This window comes from Paenibacillus sp. FSL H3-0321, from assembly GCF_038002865.1.
In the GTDB taxonomy this organism is placed as follows: Bacteria; Bacillota; Bacilli; order Paenibacillales; family Paenibacillaceae; genus Paenibacillus_AQ.
Genome location: NZ_JBBODH010000001.1, coordinates 4,488,309 through 4,512,532 on the forward strand (window position 1 = coordinate 4,488,309; position 24,224 = coordinate 4,512,532).

The window sequence follows — 24,224 nt, forward strand, 5'->3', positions numbered from 1 at the left end:
GGATTACGGCGTCTCTTCCTGGTCGGACCGGTATTTGAGCGGGTGGACGCCCACGGTTTTCTTGAACACGGTGCTGAAATAATGGGGGTTCTCATAGCCTACCCTTTCGGAAATTTCCATCACTTTCAGATCTGTAGTCTGCAGCAGCTCTTTGGCTTTGCCCATGCGGATCTTGGTGATGTAGTCCGTGATCGTTTCACCGGTTTCTTTTTTGAAGATCAGGCTGATATAGTTGGGGGTCAGAAAGACCTCCTCTGCAATCCTGGAGATGGACAGCTCCTGGGCATACCCTTCCTGCACGATACTCCGGATTTTGTTGATGGCTCTGCTGTTCTTTGAGGTGTTTTTGCCTGCCACATATGTGCTTAGATCATGAAAAAGAGAGAGTATGTAGCTTTTGAGTCCGGCAATATTTTTCTGGATGTAGAGTGTATCCATGATGGTAATCCGGTCATTCAGCACCCGTTCGATTTCCTCATCAATTTCATACAGGGCTCTTGCAGAAGTGAAGATGATCTCCGCACAGATGCTCTGTACATAACCGATTTGCAGCTTGGGTCCTTCAAGCATGGTGAACAGGGTTTCCAGCAGCTCCATTACTTTGTCCGTATGGCCTGCCTTGAGCTCATTCATCAGCTGGGCATGGAATTTATAAAAAAAAGTGCTCTGCAGCGTTTCCGTATCCGGCTGAATATCCTTGATATGGAGAATGGAAGCATGGCCGGTATAAAATTTGTAAGCCAGCGCGGCCAGCGCATCTTTATAGGAGTTCTCGATTTGTCCGGCGAGCATACAGGTTCTGCCGATGCCAATCGAGGCGTCAAGACGCAGATACTCTTTGATACTGGCGATAATCTGCTCGCAAAGGCTTGAGATGGAGTCTGATGCAGGCTCCTCCCCCGGACAAAAGATCATAATAAACTCATTTTCGCTGGCTACAAAGCCGATTCCGCAGGGGTGGCTGTTCAGACACTCGCTCATAATATTCTGGATGGAGAAATAGAGCAGCTGCTTATACTCCTCCGTGAATTTGTCTACTGCCGCCCCGTAATCGTCAAGCTGCAATACGCCTACCGTCAGTGGGTCTTTTCGTTTAAAAGGAAGGGCGAAATAGTCAATCTTCTCCCAAATCTCCCCTTCATTGCGGTATAGTCCGGCGATCAGGTTCTGCAGGAATTTCTCGCGGATCAGCGGCATATTGTCGTGCAGCTGCTTCTTCAACTGATTCAAATTCAGCTGGTTATCTCTTTCATGGTGAATCCGGGCAATGACCTTATGAAAGATGTCTTTGACTTCACCCAGTTTAACCGGCTTTAGAATATAGCCTTCGGCATTAACCTTCATCGCACTTTGGGCATAGGAGAAATCCTGCGCGCCGCTGATGATGATGATTTTGGTTGGACAACCGGCGGCCTTCAGCTTCTCGGCGACCTGAAGGCCGTTCAGAAAGGGCATCATAATATCGGTGAACAGAATATCCGGTGTATGCTTTATACATAATTCATAGGCCTCCTCGCCGTCTGCCGCCTCACCGATGACCTCAAGGCCGAACTCCTCTTGCCACTTGAACCCGTGGATCAGACTACGGCGGATAAACGGCTCATCATCCGCTATGATCATCGTCAACATCTTCAATCACCTCATCCCAAGTAGTAACGACCGGAAACCGGATCATAGCCAGTAGGCCTACCTGATCTTCGGTGTTGGCATAATAACGGATGCCGTAGGACTCGCCAAAAAACTGCTGGATTCTCATATGCACATTGCGGATGCCATAAGACTGGTTGCCTTGCTGATCGGTAAGCAGCAGGTTCAGCCTCTCCGGGTCCGCCCCTACGCCGTCGTCAAAAACCGATATGCAAAGGACATCATGGGAAGAGTCCACCCTTATGCGGATTGTACCTTTTCCCCGCCGCTGCTGGATTCCGTGAATAATCGCATTTTCCACGAGCGGCTGGATACTCAGCTTCACTACGAGGCATTCCTCCAGCAGCCGGGGGTCGGCTTTCTCCAGCTCATAGGCGAGCTTATCCTGAAAGCGGAATTGCTGGATTTCCAGATAGCTCTCCACCTGCTTCAGTTCATCCCGCAGCGGGATGATGTTCCTCCCCTTGCTGAGGCTGTACCTGAAGAAGTCGGATAAGGAGGTCACCATATGACTGATCTCGGGGACATCATGATTGATGGCCAGCCAGTTGATCGAATCCAGGGTGTTATAAAGAAAATGGGGATTGATCTGGGCCTGCAATGTTTTTAGTTCGGCTTCTTTCTTGCGCAGCTCAGTGACATAGAGCTTGTCGATTAGTGCCTTGATTTGCTGCAGCAGCTTGTTATAACGGTTGAACAGATAGGAAAATTCGTCCTTGCGCCGGTAGCGGATAATGATGTTGAAATTCCCGCTTTCGGCATGTGACATCGACTGGATGAATTTGCGTATAGGAGCAGAGATATTCTCCGACAGCAGCAGGGCCATCATCAGGGATACCAGCATGCATATGCCGATGACGACATACATCACCCGCCGGAACGAGGCTAATTCTCCATTCAGTTCGCTTATGGGCGAGGTGGAAAGAATGGTCCAGCCGGTGGCTTTTATTTTTTTGTAGCTCACGAGCATATTTTCGCCCTGAATCACATGATGGAAGGAATGAAAGATGCCGGGGTCTGCGGGTTCGGCAGCCATTTTGCCATAATAATCCTGTGTGCTGATGTTCTGGCCGATCAGGGTCTCCTCGGGGCTGATGGCAATAGTTCCGGTCTGGTCTGCAATATAAATCCTGCTTCCCGTCGTTGGCTTATAGTGCTCCAGCAGTGTGCCGAATTCCGTCACGGGAATATCGATGGTGAGCAGCCCGACATAAGGCAGCTGGGCATGCCGTATGCCAAACAGACGTTTGGCGAATTTAAGCGTAAACCGGGAGTCCAGCGAGCTTAGGCCGACCACGGTGAAATCGGATCTGGCCGGTATGCCGAGATACCATGGCTTCAGTGAGATCTGGTCGATATTAAAGACCCGTCTGGAGAAGTTGTATTGGGTATATTCCGGGCGGTTCAGCATATACAGCATAGGGACAAAGCTGCTTCCCGGGGTCCCGTTTGCAGGGAAGTTCTCCAGCATTTTGTTCAGGGCAGCCAACTCATTGATAATGCCGGTGCTGTCGGTAGGCCGGTTGGAAGAGATCAAATCTGCGAATTCGGTATTGAGGTAAAGGGAGACCATGGAATTGTTGGCGCTCTCGAAGCGCTGTGCCAGATTATCCTGTACAAGATTAAGATTGTTCTCAATCGATGTATTGACATTACGGGTGATGATATCCGCCGATTTATTGTAAACGGTAATGGAGATGATCGTGGTCGGGAGAAGGACAAGGAAGAGAAAGTAGAGGATGAGCCGGCTGCGGATGCTGAAATTGTACAGGAAGAGGGTCTTGGAAAGAGTATCAAATAGTTTTTTCATTTGAATCCTCCTCTGGCCCTGTGAATATTCTCCCTTGCCATTTAACGGATATTATTGGAATATATTAAATACTGAACGAGTTTAACCCAATAGCTGGTATCCATTGTAAAACGCGATAAGTCTTGATGTCAACGCAGGAGGTGCACGGTGAAACGAATCCTCTTCCTAGGAATTGCCTTGGTCCTTTGCGGGCTTGTGGCCTATGCTGTCGCTTATGACCGTCCGCTGCTGGTTGATTTCGCTTCCGAGCCTGCGCCTGAGGCAGTCCCGGTTACCCAGATCAGAATTGCACTATATGACTGGACGGAGAACCTGGAAGTGAAGAATGCGATCCATCAATACAATAAGAGCAATCCAGACCATATTGAGATTATAATCATGAATCTTTCAACGGATGTCTATGGGGATACACTGAACATGCTGATGACATCAGGCCAAGGGCCGGATGTGTTCAGCGTCGATAATGGCTGGCTGGCGACGTATGTGGAGAAGGGGTATCTGGCCGAATTATCTTCTTTTCTGAATCCCGGCGATTTAGACAGGTTCCCGGTTTGGGCGAGAGACTTTGCGGACAGTTCGCTGTATAAGGGCGGTATTTATTTTATGCCCTCCAGTATTGAGACGGTACGGTTGATTTACAACAAGCAGCTGTTCCGCAATGCCGGTCTTGATCCGGAGCAGCCGCCCGTTACGTTTGCGGATATGGAGCGGTTCGCCGGGAAGATCAGCCAGGCCGGGGTCGGCGTTAATAAATACGGATTTGGCCTCCCGGCGGGAGACAGCCAGTATAGTCTTCAGACGGGACTTGAGATGTCGAGTACCTACAGCGGGACTTATCTTTATAATTACCGCACCGGCCGTTATGATCTGAGCGGTTATGCCCCATGGCTGCAGATGCTGCTGGATATGAAGGCTCAGGGCAGCTTGTATCCGGGAGAAACCCTGCTGAAGCGCAACAGTGCCTTGCGGCAGTTCGCCGATGGCAATATCGGGATGATGTATGTAACGAGCAAAGATTATGTGAAATTGCAGGAATATATGCCAAAGGATGACTGGGCAGTGGCATTGCCGCCGGTAACATCAGCAGCCCAAAAGGGGGCCGGAGCCTTGATGATGATTCCACATTCTCCGCTCGTTGTGAACAGTGCCGCTTCTAACCGTGAGGCGGCGGTGAAGGTCTGGGAATTTCTGCAATCGAAGGAGTTTTTGACGATTTTATTCAAGCAGGCACTGGCGCTGCCGGTGGTTGACGGCATTCTGGAGCTCCCCAACATGGCTCCGGGGCTGGGGCATTTCTCGGAATTTTATCCTGCCGCAGAAGATTCAATATATCCGCTCTCCCCGCAAATCATGGACCAATATGATCCCAATACGGTTTCGGTCGAGCCGCGCGACTCGGGCGACCGTCCGCGGATGCAGTTGTATCTGCAGATCCTCTCCGGGGAGAAGGAGCTGAAAGAGGCGCTGCGCAGCGAGACGCAGCGGCTGAACCGGATGCTGGATATCGCGGCTACCGGGTATTCTTTTAAGCATGAGGAGTATATTTATCCCGAGTTCAACCCTAAAGACCCGCTGAAGGGTAACAGTCTGGAGAATCTGTTAAGTGAGGATTAGGATGGATAGAGTAAGCTGCTGACGGGAGTACGTAGCAGGCCGGAATGTACGTGAACTGAAAATGTGCTGTATTGCGATAAGAGACTGTGCTGAAGCCGAATGGGGCTGCGGAACAGTCTCTTTGTGATTTCAACCGGCAGCGCCGGAAGTCCTTGTAGGCGGCTTTGGGCGGACACCTCTTTCGGCGGAATGCCAAGCCCTGTTTATGAAGAGTGCAGCTTACGTCCACACCGTCAGGAGAGGGCCGGAATATTAGTATATAAATCACTCAGTATGCGCTGGATTGAATAGTCCAAGCCATAAAATTATTGGGCTGCGAGACCGGCGTATGTCTGGGAGAAGGGGGAAACAGCAGCAGGTAGTCAGGGTGGGAAACTTATTTTATAAGGAGTGGTAGAGTAATGGTTTTATTGTCAACAGGACCGGTAGAAAATAACTTGGTTGGCGGTGTGAGACCGACTCAGCGGGTTACCGTCAGAATTGATAACCGCAGCGATGTCCAGGCTTCCACAGTGTCTGTTCAAGGTTATTACATGCTTGGCGGAGTGCGGAATCTGTATGTTAGCGAATCTATCAACGTTGCTGCAAACCAAGTGATAACTACTAGCTACTATGCTGATTTGGATGCTTTTGAATTCATTTTCATTACCCCAAGTGAAAGCCCGGCGGATGATCCGATCCAGGTTTCGTTGTGGGGGAAAGACAGTGCCGGCCAATTAGTAACCGCGCACCGGCTGGTATTCGCTGAGCTGTCAGGAGGATTTGCAGGTATAACTGGAGCGACCGGACCTGCCGGTGCGACAGGAGCTACTGGTGCCCCTGGTGCAACAGGAGCAACGGGCGCTGGCGAGACCGGGGCAACGGGTGCAACAGGACTACCAGGAGCAACCGGAGCTACCGGTGCGACAGGAGCAACAGGTGCGGGTGAGACTGGTGCGACTGGGGTGACTGGAGCAACAGGTGCGACCGGTGAAGCTGGAGCTGCTGGGGTAACGGGAGCAACGGGTGAAGCTGGAGTGACTGGGGCAACGGGAGCAACGGGTGCGACTGGAGCTACTGGCGTAACGGGAGCAACAGGTGAAGCTGGAGCTACTGGAGTAACCGGAGCGACCGGAGTCACAGGAGCAACGGGAGCTGCTGGGGTAACGGGGGCGACCGGAGTCACAGGAGCAACAGGAGCAACAGGTGAAGCTGGAGTGACTGGGGCAACGGGAGCAACGGGTGCGACTGGAGCTACTGGCGTAACGGGAGCAACGGGTGAAGCTGGAGTGACTGGGGCAACGGGAGCAACGGGTGCGACTGGAGCTACTGGCGTAACAGGGGCAACAGGTGAAGCTGGAGCTGCTGGGGTAACGGGAGCGACCGGAGTCACAGGAGCAACGGGAGCAACGGGAGCTGCTGGGGTAACGGGGGCGACCGGAGTCACAGGAGCAACGGGTGAAGCTGGAGTGACTGGGGCAACGGGAGCAACAGGTGAAGCTGGAGCTGCTGGGGTAACGGGAGCGACCGGAGTCACAGGAGCAACGGGAGCTGCTGGGGTAACGGGAGCGACCGGAGTCACAGGAGCAACTGGTGAAGCTGGAGCTACTGGAGTAACGGGTGCGACTGGAGCTACTGGCGTTACAGGAGCAACTGGTGAGACTGGAGCGACTGGAGTAACCGGAGCGACCGGAGTTACAGGAGCAACTGGTGAGGCTGGAGTAACCGGAGTAACGGGGGCGACCGGAGTCACAGGAGCAACTGGTGAAGCTGGAGCTACTGGAGTAACGGGTGCAACCGGAGTCACAGGAGCAACAGGTGAAGCTGGAGCTACTGGAGTAACGGGTGCGACTGGAGCTACTGGCGTTACAGGAGCAACAGGTGAAGCTGGAGCTGCTGGGGTAACGGGAGCGACCGGAGTCACAGGAGCAACTGGTGAAGCTGGAGCTGCTGGAGTAACGGGAGCGACCGGAGTAGCGGGAGCAACCGGAACTACCGGAGTGACAGGAGCCACAGGAGTCACAGGAGCAACGGGAGCCACCGGGGTAACAGGAGCAACGGGAGCGGGTGTTGCAACTGAAGGCTTCTCGGCGTTGCTGCCGGCACTTTCGGTTACGACAAGTACCCAGCTCACAGGCTGGACTGTGGCGTCGCCATATTATGATAGTCCAACATTCAATGAAACTACAGGAAACTATACCATACCGGCAACAGGCAGATATTCCATTGAAGCGACTGTCAATTATTCTACAACTGCAGCAATTTCGGTAGCTTTGGGCGCAGGAGTCGATCCGGCCTTTGTGGTACGGAGAACCTCGCCTGTAGCAACAGATTTGGTAAGCGGGTTATTTCCGCTGCTGAATGTAAACATTGCACTTGTGTTGTCGCTCCGCACGATATTAGGTAACGGTACAGTAACCTTGGCAGGAGAATTCGAGTTGACGGCAGGCGATGTGATCGGCCTGTTCTATGAATCCGATGGGTTGACAGTTCCTTTGGATCTGGGCAGCACCTCTTCAGGCATTGTATGGTCTGTTCACAGACTCACTTAAGAATATCCATTTTGCAGTATTCACAAAAGAGTGGCCCACAGTAGGCTGCTCTTTTTTGCATGTGTGGTTTTTCAAGCCCTCTCTTTTTCTACACAAAAGACTGTAGGATTTCGAACTTTTATTATAGATCACCTTATTTAGAAGCCGCCGCTCTCCGGCTAAACTTAAGTCATGGAAGAGAGAGACTGCTTAAGGAATCAGGAGGCGGAAGTGATGATTACTCATGAGAAGAGGAGCGCGATCAACACTGGACAAAGCTCACCGGTCCGGCCGGGAGCCAAAAAAGGGTCCGTATTTAAGCATTTGCTGAAACATAAGGTGCTGCTGCTGATGTTGCTGCCCGGTTTGATCTTTCTGCTCATCAACAATTATTTGCCGATGTTCGGAATCATCATTGCATTCAAGAATATCAACTATGTTGATGGGATCCTGAGAAGCCCGTGGGTGGGGATGGATAATTTCAAATTTCTGTTCGCGACCTCGGACGCATGGATTATTACCCGAAACACGGTGCTGTACAATTTCGTGTTTATTATTCTCAATCTGGTCATTGCGGTTTCGATTGCGATTGCCCTGAACGAGCTGAGAAATAAGCTGGCCGCGAAATTTTATCAGAGCATTATGTTTTTTCCTTATTTTTTATCTATGGTCGTTGTAAGTTATCTGGTGTTCGCCTTTCTGAATGTTGAATACGGTTTCATTAATAAAGGTGTCTTGTCCCTGTTTGGACTGAATGAAATCAACTGGTATTCGGAGCCGAAATACTGGCCGTTTATTCTGCCATTGATTAACCTCTGGAAGGGTGTGGGCTACGGCTGTGTCATTTATCTTGCGGCCATCATCGGCATTGATTCCGAATACTATGAGGCAGCTCTGATCGACGGTGCCAGCAAGTGGAAGCAGATTCTTCATATCACAATTCCGCTCATCCGGCCGGTCATTATCATCACGACCATCCTGGCGATTGGCGGCATCTTCCGCTCCGACTTCGGGCTGTTCTACCAGACCACGCTAAACTCCGGGGCGCTGTATCCGACAACACTGGTCATTGATACCTATGTATACAACGCGCTTATCAATATGGGCAATCTGGGCATGTCCGCAGCGGCAGGCTTATACCAATCGGTGGTCGGCTTCTTCCTGGTCCTGGGCTCCAACTGGATCGTGCGCAAGGTCGACAAAGACCAGGCCGTTTTCTAAATTTGTGAGAGGAGGGAGAAGCTGTGACCAATAACGAAATATCCAAAGTAACGAATATGATACTCCATATTATTTTTATCATCCTGACGATAGCCTGTCTCTTGCCGATTGTGCTGGTCTTTATGATCTCGATTACCGACTATGATTATATTGTGCTCAACGGTTATCAATTTTTCCCGGAGAAGCTTAGTCTGGAGGCGTATGCCTATATCTTTAAGGATTACACCATCATTGCAAAAGCCTACGGCGTATCCATCTTTGTGACGATAGTCGGTACACTGCTCAGCGTATTTATCTCTTCACTCTATGCGTACCCGATCTCACGGACGGATTTCAAATATCGCGGCTTCTTCGCCTTTCTGATCTTCTTCACGATGCTGTTTGGCGGGGGGCTGGTGCCATGGTACATGGTGTATACCCAGGTGCTGGATCTGAAAAACTCCATATGGTCCTTGATTATCCCGATGCTGCTGTCGCCTTTTAACGTGCTGATTATGAAAACCTACTTCCAGATGTCTGTGCCGCCTGCGCTGATTGAAGCCTCCAAAATTGACGGTGCCGGGGAACTAAGAACCTTCTTTCGGATTGTGTTCCCGCTCTCCTTGCCGGTCTTTGCCACCATTGGATTGTTCAACACCCTGCATTACTGGAATGATTGGTTTAACAGCATGATTTTTATTACCGACACCAAGCTCTATTCCCTGCAATACCTGATGTATAAAATGATCTCGCAGGCGGATTATCTGAGCCGCAACAGCGCCTTGATTCAAGGCTCGGCCACAGAACTGGCCAAATTGCCGGGAGAAACCATCCGCATGGCGATGGCGCTGATCGGAATCGGTCCGATTGTGCTGGCTTATCCGTTTTTCCAGCGCTATTTCATCAAGGGTTTAACGCTCGGGTCCATTAAAGGCTAACCTCGGAATCCACCGATTTAGCATATATTTTCAAGTCAAAGGGAGGAAAAGAGTAATGACAGGTAAAAGAGGCACGGGTCTACTGCTTTCACTTGTACTTATGATTGGAATGACACTCAGCGGGTGCTCCGGGAATAATAATAACAATAAAACCGCCGCCCCCGAGAAAACCGCGGAAAGCACAGCAGCCCCAGCCGCCACTGAAACTGCTAAAGCAACCGAAGCAACTGAAACAACGAATGAGCTGGAGCAGGTGGAACTGTCCCTGTATCTCCCGGGCGGTCCGGATAAGGATGTAGCATCTGTTGAGCAGGCCATCAATGCTTATTTGAAGGATAAAATTAATGCCACAATCAAGATTAACCAGCTGAGCTGGGATAAACCGGCGGATAAAGTGAATCTGATGATCCAATCCGGTGAAGTGTTCGACATGGTCTATACCTGGAACTTCATGACCAATGCCGCCAAAGGCGCGTATCTGCCGCTGGAAGAGCTGCTGGATACCTATGCCAAAGAAACCAAGGCACTGATCAATCCCGCTTATCTCCAAGCGGCTACTGTAAACGGACATTTGTATGCGGTTCCAACGGAAAAAGAGCTGGGTCAATCGGTAGGGTTCGCATTTGACAAGGCGATTGTCGACAAGTACGGCTTCGATGTCAACAGCATCACCAAGCTGGAGGATATTGAGCCGATGCTGAAGACCATTAAAGAGAAGGAGCCGACCATGTCGCCGCTGTTCATGAACCATACAGACAGCCTGAACTGGTTCACGGTGTATCCGGAAAGTGAAGATCTGGACGGAAGCAATGAAATTCCAACGCTGCTTGATTACAAAACCATGAAGGTGTTCAACGAATATGACACTCCTGAAATTGTGGAAAGACTTAAGCTGATCCGCAAGTGGTATCAAGCCGGATACATTAACAAGAACGGGGCCACTGACAAGACTGAGCTTAAGGATGCGGTGAAAAGCGGCAAAGCCTGGTTCGTGTACGGCAATATGAATCCTACATCCACCAACGACTGGACGCGGCTCGCTGAGAAACCGATGATCATCAAAACGCTGCTTCCGGTTCAAGTAAGCACCAAAAGCTTGCAGGGCTCGATGCTCGCCATCTCCAGAACATCGAAGAATCCGGAACGCGCTATGATGTTTATGAACCTGATTCATACAGATCCTGTCCTCTACAACTTGCTTACCTTCGGTATTGAAGGCAAACACTACAACAAGGTTGGCGAGAATACTGTCGATTTCATTGCGGACAGCGGCTACAACTCCGTATCCTCCTGGATGATCGGGAACGTGCTGCTCAACTACCTGAACAAGAATGAAGACCCGAAACGCGTGCAGCTCTATACAGACTGGAACAAGAACTCCAAAGTTTCGCCGGTCATCGGATTCGTATTTGATTCGACGAAGGTGCAATCGCAGATTGGGGCACTGATCAATATTACAAAGCAGTATAAGAATACCTTGTACTCCGGGGAGCAAGATCCGGAACCTATCCTCAAAGAAATGAACAGCAAGCTGAAGGCTGCAGGACTGGAAGCTGTGATTAACGAGATTCAAGCGCAAATGGATGCATTTTTGGCCGCCAAATAAGGAGCCGCAGCAGTAGCAGACCCGATATCCGGCAAATAGCCTGGCCGTAATGGCCGCTTGCCCGGATTTCGGGTATTCATATTCGCCTAGCCAGCACTTGGGGTGCCCCGAATCTACCTTATTAGAAGAGGGTGTTTATTGTGCGAATTCAAAAAAACATTGCTTTACTGCTCATTCTGGCGTTGATGCTGATGACCTTTTGGATACCGGATGGTTCAATGGGTTTGGCAACCGCCGCTTCTAAAGATGAAATTGCTACAAGTCAGGTGATTGGACAACAGGCCGATTCACAAGAAGCGGCCGCGGATTCCGTACACAATAGTACGGTGACTGCATCAACCTATGAACCTCCGATGACCTTGTTATGGCAGGTCGGCGATTCGGATAATAGCTCTGCAGAATTTACCGTCTTTAGCAATGTCTACAGCAAAACTCTCCAAGTTCCCGTACCCCCGGGCCACTGGGACAACGTCCCCAAGGGCATGAAGGCCGATGCCAACGGATTCATGAATCTTTCCTTCCATTTGAGCCAGGTCCCTGAATATGGAGTCCAGTTTAGCTTCAAAGTTATCGATGCAAGCACAGCTATTCCCCAGCTTGCTGTATTTACAAACGGTCTCATGAGCGGACTTATTCAGATCACCGGCCTGAATGACGGTGAGAAGACGCTGGAGAACACCTGGAAACAAACCTACAGGCTATACATTCCCAAGGAACAGCTGAAGACCGGGCGAAATGCAGTCCGGCTAACCGTGGATCGCGGGTTGTACGCGGATCCGCAGGCTCCCGGTTATGACGGAGACAAATACTTATGGTTCGAGTGGGACTACTTCAAGCTGGAGTCACTGAATGCACCGGCTGTCGAGCCGATCCATGGACGGTATGTCCATCTGGGAAGTACAATTGCCGCGGCAACCTTCAAATACGACGAGCATGCGATCCGCCATTTGGGGCCTATGGCCAAGTGGATGGGCATTGCCTACAGCGGCAACTGGATGCGGGCCTCTTTCTGGTCTGATACCAGCGCTGGCTGGGACCCGCAGGGGCGAAACTACCTGGCAACGCTACGTGATCTGAACCTTGAGCCGATGGTCAACATCATCGGAGGCAACTGGAGAAATAACAGCGAGCTAAGCAGCGGCACAGTCCCGGCAGCACTCCGGAGTTATTACACTAACTTTGTCAGCAAGTTCGGTGATTTGTACCAGTATGCCGAAACCGGCAATGAACCGGGGCTGTTCGGCTGGGCCCAGAAAGCCGTGGTAGCCACGCATGAGCTGATGGATGAAGAACGGGCAACGAACAGTCAGCCCTATCTCAAGATTGTTGCGCCGGGTTGGGCGTATTGGCCTTATAACGGCATCCCTGACGGCTGGGAGCGGGACGCGGAGCAGCGCAGGGAGATCGAGGAGCTGTCCGATGTGACGAATGGGCACAGCTATGGCGGAACAGGAGTGCAGCCGCTGCCGGGCGGCAGCCTGTATGAGAATCTGCGGGTCTATGGCGACGCGGATGACGGCTTCGGCAAAAAGATGGCGATGAGCGAAACAGGCACCAATGACAACCATTCCGACAATACGAAGTATGGAACCTATGCCTACAGGTTCGCCGCTGCTTTTGACCGGGAGATGCGCGGAAACATTGGATATGTAGACCATATTATGCAGCATGCGGCGTTCTTTAACGACGGCACTGAATTCGGGTTGTTTGCTTCCGGTATCAATTGGAATACGCACCGTTATGAAGATACTGTTGCGGTGCCAGCCAATAGCAGCGAGGCAGGAGAGACGCGGCTGAAGACATTCCGCAGGCTGGCTGCCGCGTACGCTACCCATGGCCGTCCGCTGAGCTACGAAGTGCTGAATACATGCGGATGCACCTCGAACTTGAACATGAAAAAGGTATACTTCCGCGCGGTGGATACATCGGTACTGGGTACCACGGCTATCGGGGCGGAATCGGATAAAATCCTGCTGAACTTTGTCAATTTCGAGAAAAAGCCGATGACGATGAAGGTTCGGGTAACGATGCCTGGCAGCGGACAATATGCCGGAGAAGTGTTCGGAGCGGGTAATTCCTATGCTGCCGCACACTCCACCGTGCAGCTTACGGCAACGCCGCATATCACCCTCACGGTTACCCTGGGAGCCGGCGAAACGGTCCAGTATATTCTGGATAAGCTGGAGACAGAAGCGCCATCTGTACCCGGAAGTCCTGCAGCGGTGGCGCTCAGCCATGAGCAGATCAAGGTGACCTGGAATGCCTCAACCGATAATGATGCGGTAGTCAGCTACAACGTGTACCGTGACGGCGGGGTTACTCCGGTGATGACGGTTCCGGGCCGGATAACCTTTTTCAGTGACTATAGTGTGGCCCCGGAAACGCAGTACAGCTACAGGGTTCAAGCCGTGGATGACTTCGGTAATATTTCAGCATTAAGCTCAGCCGTATCGGCAACTACATCGGCCATGCCGATCACGCCGCATGTCCCGGGAGATCCCACCAAGTTTGAAGCGGAAGCTGCCTCCTTTGCCCTGCCTCTGCGAATCGGCAACAACAGCAGTGCATCGGGAGGAAAGGTTGTGGAGCAGACCCATGGCGGCGGCATTTCGATTCAGGGATTGTATTCGGAATTGGGCGGAAGCTATACCCTGACTATTGCATACGCTTCCAATCAGGACTCGAAGAAAAATATCGTCGTGAATGGACAAAGGCTGTCCACGGTTACCTTGCCTTCAACGGGCAGCTGGAACAGCAACATTACTGCCAGACAGTTCGGCGTTACGCTTCAGCCGGGCTATAACACGATCAGCTTCACTTCCGCAGGCAACGGTGCCAATCTCGATTATTTCAAGCTGGAGGAAGGCCTTTATGTTCCGGTGTCCGCCTGGTACACGGTAGAGCATGATCATGCCTATATTGACTATACCGGGTTTGAAACGGCGCCGAACGGGGTATCCCATGTAACCTACTCGCCGGATTCGTCGGCGGTGTTTAACTTTAACGGAATCGGTGTCCGCTGGAGATCGGATATTAAGAGCAATATGGGCAGCGCAGATGTGTACGTCGACGGGCAATATAAGGAGACCGTTGTCATTCCCCAGGCCGGACTGGAAGGCGAGAACAAGATCGTCTACGAGCTGACGGGTCTGGACTATGGGCTGCACCGGATCGAGGTCGTCCATAACACCGGAACGATAATGGTCCACGGCTTCGAGTTCGAGGGCTATGAGTCTACACTCCCGGCTCCGATGGCGGATCTGACCGTCACGGAGGTCGGCTGGAATATCGTAAACAGCGACGGCACACCTTCCAGCAATGTGACCCCCGAGCTGGGCGATTCCTTAATCTTCTGGGCCAAGGTTAAAAATATCGGCGTGCGTCCTACCCCGCTGAACAATTCCACCGGGCTGGGACAGATTACAGGCGGTGCCTTCTCCGTCAACGGCGGGGTCGTATCCTGGTCGGACACCAATAACACGGTCATCCAGCCGGGCGAGGAAATTACCCTTACGGCCAACAGCAGTGCCCAGGGAACGCCAAGGTGGACAGTGCCGACCATCGGAGACTTCACTATCAGCTTTTTTGTCAACGATATCTGGCGATATGAGGAGATGAACAAGGAGAATAACAAGTTAAACAAGACCCTTCAAATCAGCCTGAATTGATCGAAGGATCGGCCAGCCTCCCCCCCGCAGCTTTGGATCACGAAGCTGCGGGTTTTTTCAGTTTGCTAATTGTAGAAGATTCTAGATGTTTATAGAATTTTGAACTTATTTTGTAGTTGCCTTTATTTAGAGTGGCGCCGGGTTTCGTTACACTGGGGTTAGAAACTACCGGGAGGAATCGTGACCATGCGAAAGGCATTAGCTAAGGAAGAGCGGGACTGGGTAGAGCGCACCTTACGATCCATGAGCCTGCGTGAAAAGATCGGGCAGACGATGCAGGATCATGCGGGCAGGCTGCCATTCCAAGGGATGAACGAAGGGACTATAAGGGCGTATTTGGAGAAATATCCGGTGGGCAGCTTCTTTATCGGCGGAGAGGTAATTCAGAAGGCTGCCGGAAAAGCGGAGGAATACCGCGAGTGGGTGGAGCTGCTTCAGAAGGTCAGCAAATATCCGCTGCTGTTCTCGGGCGACCTGGAGTTCGGGGCAGGTTCTGCAGTCAAAAGCTTAACCGCTTTTCCTCCGCTGCTTGCGCTTGCCGCAGCAGATGATGAAGCGCTGGCCTACGAGTACGGCAAGTATACAGCAATCGAAGGACGTGCGGCCGGGTTTACCTGGGCGCTGGCGCCAGGTACGGATCTTTTGCTGAACTGGATGAATCCGGTGATTACGACCCGCTGTCTGGGCGATGATGCGGAGCGGGCACTGCGCCTGTCCAGCGCCGTGATGCGGGGAATGCAGGATTACGGTATTGCCGCTTGTGCCAAGCATTTTCCGGGAGACGGGGTGGATTACAGGGATCAGCATATCATTACCACCATCAACGGTTTGTCCGAAGAGGAATGGTTCGCCACTTATGGCCGGGTGTCCCAGCAGATGATTGATCAGGGCGTGATGTCGTATATGACAGGACATATCGCCCTTCCCTGGCTGGAGGCGAATGCGCAGGGGAATAAGCCTGTTCCGGCTACGGTCTCGGCACGCATTACAACAGAGCTTCTGCGGAACCGCATGGGGTTTGAGGGAGTTGTCCTGTCGGATGCGCTGGATATGGGCGGATTTCTGGCCTGGGGTGATTATGAGACGCGGATCGTGGATTGTTTCAACTGCGGGACCGATGTGCTGCTGTGGCCGGGTGTGAACTATTTTGAAGTCATGGAACGGGCAGTCGCCAGCGGCAAGGTAACGATGGAACGGCTGGACGCAAGTGTCCGGCGGGTTCTGGAGATGAAGGCAGAGCTGGGTATGCAGCATCTGGATGCCGAGGGCCGGGATCACTCCGCTGCGCCGCTGCTGAATGACAAATTGCATCCTGAGCTGGACCGGGAGGCTAGAGAACTAAGCACGACACTCGCCGGGCGGTGTATTACGCTGGTCCGTAACCGGAGAAATCTCCTGCCCCTGAATCCGCAGACGACCCGCAGAGTTCTCGTCATTATGCTGAACAAAGTGACAGAGGGACGCAAATATGACCGCATGGAGCTGTTTGTCGGGCACTTGAAGGCCAGAGGGCTGCAGGTGGATATTCTGGATGAATTCGAACCGCTGAATACGCTGCAGAAGTGGGAACAATCCGGGATTCGCTGGGATGCTGCGTTTACGCCTTATTTTCTGCCGCTCCACGGCATGATGAACACGGCTCGTCCAGTGGGGGAAGCGGCCAAGGCGATCTGGGCGATGCAGCATGCGGAGACGATCCACCCGATCGGGATCTCTTTTGCCACGCCGTACCTGCTCCGGGATATACCGTTTCTCGACACGCTGGTAAATGCGTATTCACTGCATGAAGATACGGTGGCGTTGACAGTTAAGGCGTTGTTCGGGGAGATTCCGTTTCAAGGGGGATCACCGGTGCAGGCAGATCCTGAGGGAATGAACATCATTCCAAGGGGGCTTCAGCATGCCCGATACTAAGCAGTTATTAGAGGAAAAGCTGGATCTGCTGTTCGAATGCATGATTTCCCCCCGGCACCAAGGAAATTGGGGAATGGACATGGATCACTGGGACTGGGTCCCCGGGGTCGGACTGATTTCCATACTGGATTATGGAACGGCTGGCGGACAGGACAAGGCCATGAATTACCTGCTGCAATGGGTGGAGCGGAATAAGCAGAAGGCAGAAGGCGTGAAAGTCATTAATTCCATGGCTCCTTATGCCGTGTTCCCCGAATTGTTCCGGCGTACTGGGGATGAATGGTTTCTGCACAAAGCGCAGGAAACCGCCGCCTGGATGCTGGAAGATGCACCGAGGACCCGGGAAGGCGCGCTGGAGCATACCGTCACTGAAGCGGCCCTGTTCCCTGAGCAGGTCTGGGCAGATACGGTATATATGGCTGTGCTGTTTCTGGCGCGGCTCGCCAGTCTGACCGGAGACCGCGGCATGGCCGAGGCTGCGCTGCAGCAGACTCTGCTTCATCTACGGCTGCTGCAGGACCCGGAGACGGGCCTGCTGTTCCACGGCTGGAACTGCCGGGAGGGCAGCCATATGTCGGCCGTCCGCTGGGCGCGGGCTAACGCCTGGATTACCCTTGCTGTCCCGCAAATTGTAGCCGGAATCAAGGGACTTGTACCAGTTCCCGAAGAGCTGTACAGCCGCTATTCGGAGCTTGCTTCAGCGCTGAGGTCCTGCCAGGGCACGGGCGGACTCTGGCATACGGTGCTCGACAGGCAGGACTATTATCAGGAAACATCGGGAAGCGCGGGCATCGCCTGCGGCTTCATTCAGGGAGTCAGGCACGGTATGCTCGAACCTTCTTATCTCGGCAGCGTCCGGGTCACCCTTGAAGGCATCCTCCCGCTTATCCAGGATAACGGTGAAGTGCAGGGTGTGTCGGGAGGCACCCCCGTCATGCCGTCTGAGGAGGCGTATAACAAAATTGCGCTGTTCCCGTCATTGTACGGGCAGGGGCTGGTCATGCAATTGCTGGCGCAGGCACTGAATCTGGATCTGGATCTGGGTCTGGGTCTGGGTCTGGGTCGGTGATCCGGCCTTGTCCCAGTAGGATCAGCCAAACCGTTTTACCAGTGAAAGGCAGGGAGATCGATGAACAAGATGACCGGCAATACCAATCAAGGGATAGACCAGCAGCAAATGCTGATCCGTAAAATGCGCATGCTGGAGTCCCGTTATGATCCGGAAATTTGCATGCTGCGCTCGCCGTTCAGCAGCCCGGGTTATCATACAACTCTGAAGCAGGCGGAGTTTATCCATTCCACCAGAGATTCGCTTTCGTATGCACTTGGGCTGCTGGATACCGAACTGGCTGAGATGGAGCAGCGGGCCTTTGATATTATCAGGCAGGTGATTTCCCTGCAGGATACGGACCGAAGCCATGCTACCTTCGGAATCTGGTCATGGTTCTATGAAGAGCCGCTTGCGCAAATGTCGCCTCCGGACTGGAACTGGGCCGATTTCTGCGGCAGCCGGCTGATTCAGGCGTTGTCGCGCCATGGCTGGCGCTTTCCGGAGGCTCTGCGTGAAGACGTCATACGCTCCATTGATTATGCCTGCGAGGCGATTATGAAGCGGAATGTCGGTCCGGATTACACCAATATTGCCATTATTGGAGCCTTCGTTACGAGAATTGCCGGGGAGCAATTGGGCCGCGAGGATTATGCCGAGTACGGTCTGAAGCGCTTAGAGAAATTGTATGCGTATACACAGCAGCGCGGGGCCTTTCAGGAGTACAACAGCCCGGTCTATACCTATATCGCTATTCTGGAGCTGTCCAAGCTGCGTTCCGAGACTACAGACAGCACGGTAAAAAGGCTCAGCGATGAGCTGATCGAGCTGACCTGGCAGGCGGTCGCCGGGTATTATCATCCTGCGACCGCCCAGTGGTCCGGGCCGCATTCACGCTCCTATCAGACGCTTCTGAATGATCAGAGCAAGGCTTTTCTGCAGGTCGCAACTCAAGGGGAGGTTATGTTTTTTCCTTGGGAGGAGCTGCCTTATGAAGAGGAGTGGTACAAGAGCGGATTCTATTGCCCGGCCGCTTATCTGGATGCATTTAAGGTTAGGGGGACAAAAGAAGTGCGGCAGCTCTACGAAGGAAATGCGGGCGACGGCAGCGGCAAATGGGCGGTCACCTTTATGAACCCGCAGGTTAGCATCGGTTCCTTTACAGACAGTGACCTGTGGAATCAGAGAAGACCGCTGGTGGCTTATGTGGATAATGACGGTTCACCCTCCTATATTCAGCTCCGCTGTCTGCATGACGGCTATGACTATTGTTCCGCCCGTTTCAAAGCCAGACAGGATCAGGGGCATCTCCTGTTTGGAGTGGATTTTCTGACCAATGGGGGAGATACCCACCCCAACCTGGACCGCATCGACGGTGAGATTGAAGCCGGGGATTTCCGGCTGAGACTGGAGATCGGGGGCAGCCTGGACGGCATCTCCACCGAAACTGTAGAAGACGGGGCTGTGATCAAGATAGGAGAGACCATCTTGCGCCTCACCACATGGTTCGCGGCATTCACGGGACATTCAGGAGCCAAGCGGAGCTGGGGCTGGGAGATTCACATGGGCGAGGATGCCATCCTGGTGGATATGGTGCTGTATTCCGGCCTGCGTAAAAGCATTAATTTCACCCATCTGCGGCAAGCGGCGTTTGTATTCTCTCTGGATATTCAGGAGGGAGGGGACATTCCAAGGCCGCTGGTGGAGATGACCAGCAGCGGCAGGCTGCGGATCAGCGGAAGCACAGAGGAGCCTGAAGCTTTCTCCCTGACCCTGCGCCCGGGTCCCGCAGAATGAAGTTTCCCGAGACTGGAATGACAAAGGAGATAGGAAGCTCATGAAACCAGACACCTCCCATATCAAACAAATCAAGGTTGTCTCTAATACACACTGGGACCGGGAGTTCCGGCGGTCGTTTGAGCGGACCCGCCGGAATCTGCTGACCATGCTGGATACGACACTGGATATTCTCGCTGCTGATCCGGGATATGCGTCCTTTACGCTGGACGGCCATTCCATTCTGCTGGAGGATTATGTAGAAATGCGGCCGGAGCGCAGGGGACAGCTTGAACAGCTGATGCAGGAAGGGCGGCTGATCGCCGGCCCGTATTATACGCTGGCCGAGGAGTTCAGCATCTCGCATGAGGCGCTGGTCCGCAATCTGATCTTGGGCCGGAGCGTGGTGGAGAAATTCGGCGGCAAGACAGGAACGGTCGCCTACACCCCGTCCTCCTGGGGGCAGACCGGGCAGCTGCCGCAGATTCTCCAGGACTTCGGACTTGATAAAATGATGTTCTACCGCGGCATCTCCCACCACGAGGCCGATGCAGAATGGATCTGGAGCGCGCCTGACGGAACGCAGGTGCTTGCCAGCCGTTTTGGCCTGTATGCTCGTTATAACTGGTATTACCAGGTTCACCGTGCAGTGACCCGCGGTACGGTTTTTGACAAGACCTATCAGTGGGGCAAGGAGAATGACCTGCCTTTCCGGCTGTCGGATGCCTTGTCCGGAGAAGATCAGGCTTACGAGATTAAATCTCCGGTTGTCCAATACGACAAGGAGAAGTTGAAGCAGGCAGTTGAGGACATGATTGAGCGTGAAGGCCGCCACTTCACGACCGAAGTGTTCCTGGCGATGCATGGACACGATATTTCGGTAGCCCATCCTCTGGAATCGCAGATTATTGCCGATGCCCGGGAACTACTGGGGGATAAATATAACATCGAGCAGACAGATCTGGAGGGCTTCTGGAAGGAGGCGCAAAAACATCTGGACCGGGAGCATCTTCCTGTCCTCACAGGGGAGCGCCGGTCTTACCTTAAGGAAGGGATGTGGACATTCCTGTTCCCGGGAACGATCAGTGCGAGAACCTACCTGAAGCAAATGGACTTCTCGGCCAGCAATGCGCTGGTGTATTATGCAGAGCCGCTCGCCTCTTTGGCCTCGGCGCTGGGGGCTGCCTATCCGGCAGGATACATGGAGCGGGGATGGCGGTATTTATTGTCCAACCATACCCATGATGCTAACGGAGGCTGTGCGCCGGACAACGTCTGCGCCGATATGGAGTACAGATACCGGAAAGCCGGCGACATCGGGGATATCGTAACGGAGGATGCGATGGCGTACATCGCCTCGCAGCTGTCACCTGAAGGCATAGAGCAGGGTGAGATGCAGCTGATAGTTTATAATCCATTGCCGATGGAACGGAATGCAGTCGTGCTGCTCGATTTGGAGGTGCCGAGAGTCAATGAGGCCCTTTCTGTCAGCCTAAGCTCGGCGCTGGACCCGCTGGTAGAACGCCAGGCCATTGCAAGCGGCAATTCCAGCGTGTTCGTGGACAGCATTTGGGATGTGCCCACGATCCTGGAGAGCCGCCGCATCCGGTTGTTGGCCCGCTTGACCCGCCTGCCCGGACTCGGCTACCGGACGTACCGGATTGTGCCGGAGGCGCACGAGCTGCGCAGCAGCGGCACGTTGATTACAGGACCCGACACAATGGAGAATGAATTTCTGAAAGTACAGGTGAATCCTGACGGAACGCTGGATCTGCACAATAAAACAACCGGCAGAAGCTACAACAGCCTCAACTATTTGAGCGATCAGGGAGAGAACGGAAATGCCTGGAAGCATGTGTCTCCTCTGCATGACCGCAAATACAGCAGCCTTGGTGTGCTGAGCCAGGTAGCGGTAACGGTGAGCGGTCCCCTGAGCAGTACGATCGAAGCGGAGTATGAATTTGCGGCTCCGGCAGATTACGGGGACGGAGAGTCGCGCAGCCGGGTAATGGCAAAGCTTCCGGTGAAGGTAGCCTATACGCTGGAAAAGGGCGCCAAGCATGTACTTGTGAAGCTGACGGTAGATAATAGGGCCAAGGATCACTGGCTGCGCGCCAATTTCCCTACAGGGTTGCGCACCGGGGTTACTTGGGCCGACAGCCATTATGATGTGTTATCACGGCCCATTCCGCTGCCGGATTCCACAGATTGGGCGGAACGGGCCGAAGGTACACATCCGCTGCGCACCTTTGTCGACATGACGGATGGAACAGATGGACTGGCGGTTCTGCCCAAAGGGATCTATGAATATGAAGCCTTTGAGGATGAGCGCAGCACCCTGGCGCTGACCTTAATCCGGGCCTGCCGGATCAAGCTGGCAGTGAGCGAAGAGAAGCTGACGGAGCTCCCCGATCAGGGCATTCAGTGCCCTGGCCTGCAAAGCTTTGAATATGCTATCCACATTCATGAAGGAGATTGGCAGGCGGCGGATCTGCTTGCACAGGCAGCGCAGCTGTACACTCCTGTGCGGATCGCAGCCTCCGGCCGTGGGCATGGCGCGCTTCCGGCAGAGGCCAGCTTCTTTACGCTGAATAACCCTGGCCTTCATGTCAGCTGTGTGAAGCAGGCGGAGGATGGCAGCGGAACTATTCTCCGGCTCTTTAACGGTTCGGATACGGAACAGAAGGCGGACATCACCTTCGGCATCGCCCCGGAGCAGGTGCAGTGCTGCCTTATGGACGAAACGCTTCTGGATGAGGCGGAGCTGCAGCTGGCTGCCAATCTCTTGACAGTGACGATACCGGCCAAGAAGATCGCCAGCTATAAGATCTCTATGGGGGCCTGGGCGAAATGACGGAGAAGAAACTGCCTGGATTTGGTCTTGGAATGTCACAGCTGGCCGCCGGCTTCTTTGAGCAGGAGAGCGGAGGAGATGGGTTATTCCGCAGGGGAGTTGGCGGTGTTGCCGCTATTCTGACACCGAAGGACCGTAAGACTGAGTTTATCGTATACGAAGACAAAACGCTTTGTTATGTGAAATCTTCGATGGGTTCCCCAGCGCTGTATCCTTTTCACGATGCAGCTTTCGAGGGTCCGGCAGAAGCGGTGCTGATGGATCTGGACGGAACCAGTGTCCACAGCGAAGGCTTCTGGATGTGGATTATTGAGCAGACGGTGGCCCGGCTGCTGGGAAATCCCCGCTTCGCGCTGCGCCCCGAAGATGAGCCGCATGTCTCCGGGCATTCCGTGTCGGAGCATCTGCAGTACTGCATAGCCAAATATTGTCCGCAGCGCAGTGTAGAGGAGGCCCGGCAGCTTTACTTTGACATTACCCATTATGAAATGAAGGAGATTATGCAGGGCCGGGGGAAGCCGGGGGCGTTTGTTCCTGCGCCCGGTCTGGGAGAGTTCCTCCAGACCCTGAAATCTGAGGGCGTAAAGATTGGACTTGTAACCTCGGGACTGTACGAGAAGGCTTGGCCGGAAATTCTGTCAGCCTTCCGGACGCTGGATCTAGGGGATCCGTTCGGCATGTACGATGCGGTCATTACGGCCGGGCAGACATTTCATCCCGGCCAGGCGGGCACGCTGGGTGAATTGTCGCCGAAGCCGCATCCCTGGCTGTATGCCGAGACGGCAAGGATCGGCCTGGGCCTGAGTACGGAGAAGCGCCGCCGGGTGGTCGGCATTGAGGACTCGGCGGCGGGTGTTATCTCGATCCGTCTGGCCGGATTTGCAGCGCTCGGCGTGACTGGCGGCAATATCCGCAGCAGCGGTGTGCTGCCCTTGCTGCAGCAGGAATTTGGCAGCCTGACGGAGATGCTTCCGCTGCTGCTTGGCGAGGACGGTCCGGCAGCGGCCTTTTGAGGCTTAGGGAGTGCATGCTGCGGGCGAAGAGTAGGAAGAGGAAGCAGCAGCAGCAGCAGCAGAAGAAGAAGAAGAAGAAGAAGAAGGAGAAGGAGAAGGAGAAGGAGAAGGAGAAGGAGAAGGAGAAGGAGAAGGAGAGGGAGAGGAAGAGGAAGAGGAAGAGTACAGCTGATCTCCAGAGAAGGCAGCCTCAACGAAGATACTGGCATCCATGAGGAAAGCGGCAAATGATGATTGCACCGGGAAAAATGCCCGCTATATTTGTGCAGACAGCCCTTTTGAGGGATATACAGGGAATACATGCCGCTAATATGGACTTATTCTTCAATAAAGCCTTTTTGTAAAATATTAGCGGGCACAATTTCCGTTAGGTGTTCGATTGTCGGAGTAATCTCTATATAGCGGCAGTAAATCCCGCTAATGAATCCGTGAGCTGCAAAGTAGCAAGGTAGCGAGATAGCAAGGTAGCGAGATAGCAAGGTAGCAAGGTAGCAAAGTAGCAAAGTAGCAAGGTAGCGAGATAGCAAGGTAGCAAGGTAGCAAGGTAGCAAGGTAGCAAGATAGTGAGGTAGCGGGGCGGCAACGTCATACGCATCACAAGGTGAAATTTGATCAGGGACACCGAA

Annotated in this window: 14 protein-coding genes; 12 read left to right on the forward strand and 2 right to left on the reverse strand. The window is 53.2% G+C overall.

What is annotated here, in order from left to right; genetic code table 11:
- Positions 1–3: 3 nt before the first annotated feature.
- Both MHI45_RS20030 and MHI45_RS20035 read right to left on the reverse strand, forming a co-directional pair.
- Positions 4–1,629, reverse strand: coding sequence for a response regulator (locus MHI45_RS20030; RefSeq protein WP_341119330.1), 1,626 nt, complete (start codon positions 1,627–1,629; stop codon positions 4–6).
- Positions 1,604–3,457 carry a cache domain-containing sensor histidine kinase gene (locus MHI45_RS20035; protein ID WP_076114255.1) on the reverse strand — a complete coding sequence of 618 codons (1,854 nt, stop codon included), beginning with the start codon at positions 3,455–3,457 and terminating at the stop codon, positions 1,604–1,606. The genes MHI45_RS20030 and MHI45_RS20035 overlap by 26 nt, the downstream gene beginning before the upstream one ends.
- Positions 3,458–3,604: 147 nt before the next feature.
- On the opposite strand from MHI45_RS20035, the gene MHI45_RS20040 reads away from it, so the two are divergent.
- From MHI45_RS20040 to MHI45_RS20095, 12 genes are all read left to right on the forward strand, one after another.
- Complete coding sequence (locus MHI45_RS20040; protein WP_076114254.1) at positions 3,605–5,071, forward strand: ABC transporter substrate-binding protein; 1,467 nt, start codon at positions 3,605–3,607, stop codon at positions 5,069–5,071.
- Between the two features lie 401 nt (positions 5,072–5,472).
- Positions 5,473–7,602 (forward strand): collagen-like protein, encoded by a 2,130-nt coding sequence (locus tag MHI45_RS20045; RefSeq protein WP_341119331.1) that lies wholly within the window; start codon positions 5,473–5,475, stop codon positions 7,600–7,602.
- 213 nt (positions 7,603–7,815) lie between these two features.
- Complete coding sequence (locus tag MHI45_RS20050; protein WP_038584853.1) at positions 7,816–8,802, forward strand: ABC transporter permease; 987 nt, start codon at positions 7,816–7,818, stop codon at positions 8,800–8,802.
- Positions 8,803–8,825: 23 nt separating this feature from the next.
- A complete protein-coding gene (locus MHI45_RS20055) occupies positions 8,826–9,719 on the forward strand; it encodes a carbohydrate ABC transporter permease (RefSeq protein ID WP_076113886.1) in 894 nt (297 codons plus the stop codon).
- Between the two features lie 55 nt (positions 9,720–9,774).
- Entirely contained in the window at positions 9,775–11,325 is a 1,551-nt protein-coding gene (locus tag MHI45_RS20060) for an ABC transporter substrate-binding protein (protein ID WP_076113887.1), read from the forward strand.
- A gap of 140 nt (positions 11,326–11,465) precedes the next feature.
- Positions 11,466–14,993: a carbohydrate-binding domain-containing protein gene (locus MHI45_RS20065; RefSeq protein ID WP_076113888.1), complete on the forward strand. Its 3,528-nt coding sequence runs from the start codon at positions 11,466–11,468 to the stop codon at positions 14,991–14,993.
- 186 nt (positions 14,994–15,179) lie between these two features.
- Entirely contained in the window at positions 15,180–16,907 is a 1,728-nt protein-coding gene (locus tag MHI45_RS20070) for a glycoside hydrolase family 3 protein (RefSeq protein ID WP_076113889.1), read from the forward strand.
- Positions 16,894–17,976 (forward strand): glycoside hydrolase family 88/105 protein, encoded by a 1,083-nt coding sequence (locus MHI45_RS20075; RefSeq protein ID WP_341119332.1) that lies wholly within the window; start codon positions 16,894–16,896, stop codon positions 17,974–17,976. Before MHI45_RS20070 ends, MHI45_RS20075 begins: the two co-directional genes overlap by 14 nt.
- A gap of 60 nt (positions 17,977–18,036) precedes the next feature.
- Positions 18,037–19,752, forward strand: coding sequence for a hypothetical protein (locus MHI45_RS20080; RefSeq protein WP_076113891.1), 1,716 nt, complete (start codon positions 18,037–18,039; stop codon positions 19,750–19,752).
- Positions 19,753–19,792: 40 nt separating this feature from the next.
- Positions 19,793–22,585, forward strand: coding sequence for a glycoside hydrolase family 38 N-terminal domain-containing protein (locus tag MHI45_RS20085; protein ID WP_076113892.1), 2,793 nt, complete (start codon positions 19,793–19,795; stop codon positions 22,583–22,585).
- Positions 22,582–23,598: an HAD family hydrolase gene (locus tag MHI45_RS20090; RefSeq protein ID WP_076113893.1), complete on the forward strand. Its 1,017-nt coding sequence runs from the start codon at positions 22,582–22,584 to the stop codon at positions 23,596–23,598. Before MHI45_RS20085 ends, MHI45_RS20090 begins: the two co-directional genes overlap by 4 nt.
- A gap of 14 nt (positions 23,599–23,612) precedes the next feature.
- Positions 23,613–23,813: a hypothetical protein gene (locus MHI45_RS20095; RefSeq protein WP_076113894.1), complete on the forward strand. Its 201-nt coding sequence runs from the start codon at positions 23,613–23,615 to the stop codon at positions 23,811–23,813.
- Positions 23,814–24,224 lie beyond the last annotated feature (411 nt).